Source organism: Stenotrophomonas sp. HMWF003, assembly GCF_003061285.1.
GTDB lineage: Bacteria > Pseudomonadota > Gammaproteobacteria > Xanthomonadales > Xanthomonadaceae > Stenotrophomonas > Stenotrophomonas maltophilia_AP.
The window spans coordinates 6,291-11,130 of sequence record NZ_QAIW01000364.1 but is presented as its reverse complement, the minus strand read 5'-3'; the positions used below and the strand labels follow the sequence as shown (position 1 = coordinate 11,130).

The window sequence follows — 4,840 nt, the reverse complement described above, 5'->3', positions numbered from 1 at the left end:
GTGTCATCCACCTCGACCTCGGCGCCATCATCGGACCGCACCTTGGCCGGCAGCACGGCGGCCTGGCCAACCAGGCTAGGCAATGCGCCGCCGTCCAGCCGCGTCCAGCCGGCAGGCAATGCGTCGGCCGCAGAGCTTTCGGCGGCGGGCGCGGTGGCCGCTGGCGCGTCGGCGGCCGGCGGGGTGGCCGGGCCACTGCAGGCGGCCAGTGCCACGGCCATGGCGAGCGGCAACAACCGCAGGGAAGAACGGGTTTTCATCATGACTCCTTCGGCAGGGCGATCGGTGACCACCCTGCCCGTTGGCTCAACGCTGGCGCAGCGCGATGCGGGTGATGCGGTCGCCCTTGGCATCGTCGGCGCCGCGCGACTTGTTCACCGCGAACACGTTGCCCTTGCCGTCGGCACGCACATGGTTGGGGAAGGTGCCGCCGTCCAGGTTGCCGACCACCTTGCCGTTGCGGTCCACCACGGTCACGGTACCGGCACCGCGGTTGGTCACGTAGGCCAGGCCCGCCTTCGGGTCGAAGGCAACGTTCAGCGCACCGGCACCCACTGCGACGTCATGCAGCACCTTGCCGCTGGCGACGTCCACGATCAGCAGGTTGTCGGTGCCCTGCGAGGCCACATACAACCGGTTCTGCTGCGCGTCATAGGCCACGCCGGAGGCGCTGATCGAGTTGCCCAGGTCGATCACCTTGTCGACCTTGCCGCTGGCCACGTCGATCACCGCCGCTTCGGGCGTGCCGATGCTGACGGTGAACAGCTTGCCGCTGGCTTCGTCCAGCACCAGGCTCATCGGAACGAACTTCTCATCGTCCACGCCCGAGGCCAGCGTGATCGGTTCCAGCGCCTTGAAGGTCTTCGCATCGAACACCGACAGATGGTCTTCGCCGGTCGCCGAGGCGAACACCTTGCCGTGCTTGGCATCCACCACCACGTCGCGCGCGTGCGGCACCGTGCCGACCGGGAACTGGTGCACCAGCGACAGATCGGCCTGGCGGTAGACCGCGATGCTGTCCTGGCGGGTATTGGTCACCCACACGTTGCCGTTGGCATCGTCCACGCCCACGCCGTACACGGCATAGACGCTGCCGCCCTTGGCGTCAGGCACCTGCGCGGGCGTGATCGCCTTGACCACCTTGAGCGTCTTCGGGTCCACCTTGAGCAGCTGCGACTGGGTCACCGGCGGGCGGCCCACGGCCGAGGTCACGAAGACAGCGTTGCTGGCCGGGCTGTAGGCCGACTGGTACAGGCCCTGCACCAGCTTGTTGGACTGGGTGGTGAACTGCTCCTGCCCGGACAGCGGCAGCTGCGGCGACACGCGCAGCTTGAGCACGGCCGCTGCGGCCGGCTGGCTGGCGCGCACCACCACCGGGTGGGTACCCGGCACGGCGTCGGCGGGAATCTGCAACTGGGTCTTGAAGTTGCCTTCCGCGTCCACGGTCAGCGGCTGCCCATTGAGCACGGTGTCGCCCCGCAGCAGGCTGACCTGCTGGCCCGGCACGAAGCCGCGGCCGATCACTTCGGCACTGCTGCCCGGCACGACGTTCTCGCCGCGCGAGACAACTTCGCCCTTGAACACACTGGCGGGCTGGTCGAACACGGGCTGCGCATTGCCGGCGACGGCCAGCAGCAGGCCGGCGGCCAGGGTGGTGAGACGGAGGGAAGAACGGAATGACATGACAGGCTCCTTGCACGGGGTACCGCGCAGCGCGCGGCGGTTCATTGGTTGCCTGGGCCGGTGCAAAGGCGCACGGAAAGCCTGGGTAGCGGGGGTGCACGGCCAGGCCGTGCCGATCACGGAAAGGGCCAGGGTTGCGTCGGTGCGGTGCGGCTGCGATCTTCAACGCCGTACAGCACACTGAGCGCCGCCTGCAGCGAGGCCGGCAGCATCGGGCCATGGCCCAGCCCGTCGAACTCGCGGTACTGCACCTCCAGGCCGGGCACCTTGGCCAGGCGCCGGGAGAGCTGCATCGCCGCGTCCGGGGTGGCACCGCCGATGCGCCGCAGATGCGCGACCACGCGCGGATTGCTCATGTCGCGCTTGCCGCGGTCGCCGACGCGTTCGGCACCCCCGAGCATCAGCCACACGCGGGCCTTCTGGCCATGCTGGTTCTCCAGGAACTGGCGCTCCATGTCGCCCAGCGGCGCACCCTGGCTCCACCACAACGAAGGACTGGCGGCCAGGTAGTACTGGAATGCAGCGGGGCGGGTGTAGAGGCTGCTCAGCACGAACAGGCCGCCCAGCGAGTGGCCCCACAGCGCCTGCTGCTGGCGGTCGATGGTGGCGCGCTTCTCCACTTTCGGCTTGATCCGGCGTTCGATCAGGTCCTGGAATGCAAACGCGCCCCCGCCCACCACGGTCGGCTGCCCGCCTTCATCGTCGGCGCGGTCGATCCAGGCGGTGTAGTCGGTGGTGCGCGCGGGCGAGTCGATACGCAGATCGTTGTCGTAGCCGATGAACACCAGTACTGGCGCGGCCTTGCGCGCGGCCAGCTCGGCCAGCAGCGGCTGGTCCATCACCATGGCGGCGGCGTTGCCGTCGAGCATGTACAGCACCGGGGCGGGCGCGTTGCCGGCGCGCAACGGGATGCCTACGTTGACCTGCCAGCGGCGCTGGCCATCCGGGCTGTCCAGAGTGAAGCGCTCGAAGCGATAGCTTTCCGCTTTCTGCTCGAAGATGGTGTTGCTCACCCGCTGCTGCGGGTTGCGTTGCTGTGCCGATGCGCTGGGCGGCGTGCAGGCCAGTCCCACCATCAGACCGGCAACGGGCAGCAAGGCGTAGAAGCGGCGGCGGGCCGCAGAAGACAACGTCATGGGCACTCAGGGGCGGCAGCCTGGGCTACGCCGCCCTCTTCACATGGAGACAACGCAGTCTACCCCAAATGCGAATGCTTATCACATAGATCAATGTGACGGTATGTATCCGTTTCCGTCGTCTGAAAATGCAGCGGCCCGACCAACCGGCCGGGCCGCTGCGCAGTGTTCAACCGGCAGCCGACTTATTCTTCTTCGTCCTGCCCGCCCTGCTGACCGGCGCGCTCGCGCTTCTGGTCCTGATCCTGGTCCTGCTGTTGCTGCTGGCCCTGGCGCTGCGGATCGCGCTGCTGCTGTTGCTGGCCTTGCTGACCCGGCTGGTTCTTGTCCTGCTGGTTCTGTTGGTTCTGCTGCGGGTTCTGGTTGGTACCCATCTGTGCATCTCCGGTGTTCGGCAACGAAATGATGCCGGTGACTGCACCGTAGGCGTGCGCGGGTTAGCAGCGCGTGCGAAGTTGGGCGTCGCGCGTAGACGCCACCCGCATGTCACTAAACAATTCATGACGCCGCTTGGCACTGACATCGCGATGACATACGCCGCAGGGAACTGCGCGCGTGCTATCGGGGTCACCGCTGCGCGCCGTGGCATATGCAGCCCTGCATATTTCATAAGCAGCGCACGCAGCGTGGACCATGCACGCCCTGCGCTCAGGCGCGCGCCACCATCGACACGATCGTCTCGGCCAACTCACGCTGTGCCTGCGCCACGGTGATGTCGCCGTTGACGGCGGCATACGACACGCCTTCCGCCGCCCCCAGCATTGCCCATAGCCCCGCCGACGGCAGCGTGCCAGCTCGCGCGAACGGCGCCAACAGCGCGCGGCACTGCTCGATGAACACCGTCTCGTACTCGCGCTTGACCCGCGCCAGCTCCGGCGAACCGGCCAGCGCCGCCACCACGCCGGGAATCTCGCGCCCCTGGGTCTGCACGCACGCCACGTATGCCTGTGCGATCACGTCGGCTTTTTCCTGCAGGGTCGGGCCGGCGGCGGCGAGGGCCGCCTGCAACACCAGGTCCTGACGCTGGTCGAAATCGCGGTACAGGGCGGCCAGCAATCCGGCGCGGGTGCCGAAATGGTCGTACACCACCGGCTTGGTCACGCCGGCGCGCTCGGCCAGCCGCCCCAGCGTCAGGGCGTCGGTGCCCTCCTCGCGCACGAGCCGCCAGGCTTCGGTCAGCAGTTGCTGCTGACGGTCGGCGCGACTCAGCCGGCGACGGGGCGCGGCATCCACAGGTTCAGACGGGTGGCTTGACATGGCTATATACCAATCGTAACTTACAGTTCGTAACTTACCAAAAGTATACACCCTCCCCTTGCCACCCGGATCTCCCCCATGCACACCCTGATCGTCACCTCCCACCCCAACCCGGATTCCCTCACCCACACCGTGGCCGCACGGATCCGCGACGGGATCACCAGCACCCGCCCGGCAGCGACCGTCGAGATGGCCGATCTGGCCAGCGAAGGCTTCGACCCCCGCTTTACCCAGGCCGACCTGGACGGCCACCAGCGGCGGCAGCCGTTCCCCGCCGACGTGTTGGCCGAGCAGGCGCGCCTGGACCGTGCCGACACACTGGTGCTGGTGTTTCCGGTGTATTGGTGGGCGATGCCCGCCCAGCTCAAGGGCTGGATCGACCGGGTCTTTTCCAACGGCTGGGCCTACGACGACAGCAGCGGTCGCGTGGAGAAGAAGCTGTCGCGCCTGCAGGTGCATCTGGTCGGCCTGGGCGGTGCAGACCAGCGCACGTGGACCAAACGCGGGTACGAGACCGCCATGAAGACCCAGATCGACACCGGCATCTTCGACTACTGCGGCGCACCGGTAGTGTCGTCCACGTTGCTGCTGGAAGTGGACACCACCGCGCCGGACGCGCACCTGGAGGCCAGCGCGGCACTGGGCCGCGCCATCGCCGCGCGGTGATGCACGGCGCGCGACGACGTCACGCCGCCCCTGCCGATCACTGCCGGGGCGACGCACTCACTTCGCTGCGGCCTGCCACGCCGCCACCTTGGCCCGGG

5 protein-coding genes and 1 pseudogene are annotated in these 4,840 nt (G+C 68.1%); 1 reads left to right on the top strand and 5 read right to left on the bottom strand.

Going from position 1 to position 4,840, the window contains the following annotated elements:
• The 5 genes and pseudogenes from DBR34_RS14890 to DBR34_RS14870 form a co-directional block, all read right to left on the bottom strand.
• Nucleotides 1–260: pseudogene (locus tag DBR34_RS14890) on the bottom strand (hemin ABC transporter substrate-binding protein); the annotation flags it as partial.
• A gap of 46 nt (nucleotides 261–306) precedes the next feature.
• Nucleotides 307–1,683, bottom strand: coding sequence for a YncE family protein (locus DBR34_RS14885; protein ID WP_128097371.1), 1,377 nt, complete (start codon nucleotides 1,681–1,683; stop codon nucleotides 307–309).
• A gap of 116 nt (nucleotides 1,684–1,799) precedes the next feature.
• The gene (locus tag DBR34_RS14880; RefSeq protein WP_128097370.1) at nucleotides 1,800–2,819 is read right to left on the bottom strand and encodes an alpha/beta hydrolase-fold protein; all 1,020 of its coding nucleotides are present in this window, start codon (nucleotides 2,817–2,819) and stop codon (nucleotides 1,800–1,802) included.
• 185 nt (nucleotides 2,820–3,004) lie between these two features.
• On the bottom strand, nucleotides 3,005–3,193 hold the full coding sequence (locus DBR34_RS14875) for a hypothetical protein (RefSeq protein WP_038692209.1): 189 nt from the start codon (nucleotides 3,191–3,193) through the stop codon (nucleotides 3,005–3,007).
• A gap of 274 nt (nucleotides 3,194–3,467) precedes the next feature.
• A complete protein-coding gene (locus DBR34_RS14870) occupies nucleotides 3,468–4,076 on the bottom strand; it encodes a TetR/AcrR family transcriptional regulator (protein WP_128097369.1) in 609 nt (202 codons plus the stop codon).
• 78 nt (nucleotides 4,077–4,154) lie between these two features.
• Here DBR34_RS14870 and DBR34_RS14865 point away from each other — a divergent pair, with 78 nt between their 5' ends.
• On the top strand, nucleotides 4,155–4,742 hold the full coding sequence (locus DBR34_RS14865; RefSeq protein WP_128097368.1) for an NAD(P)H-dependent oxidoreductase: 588 nt from the start codon (nucleotides 4,155–4,157) through the stop codon (nucleotides 4,740–4,742).
• Nucleotides 4,743–4,840 lie beyond the last annotated feature (98 nt).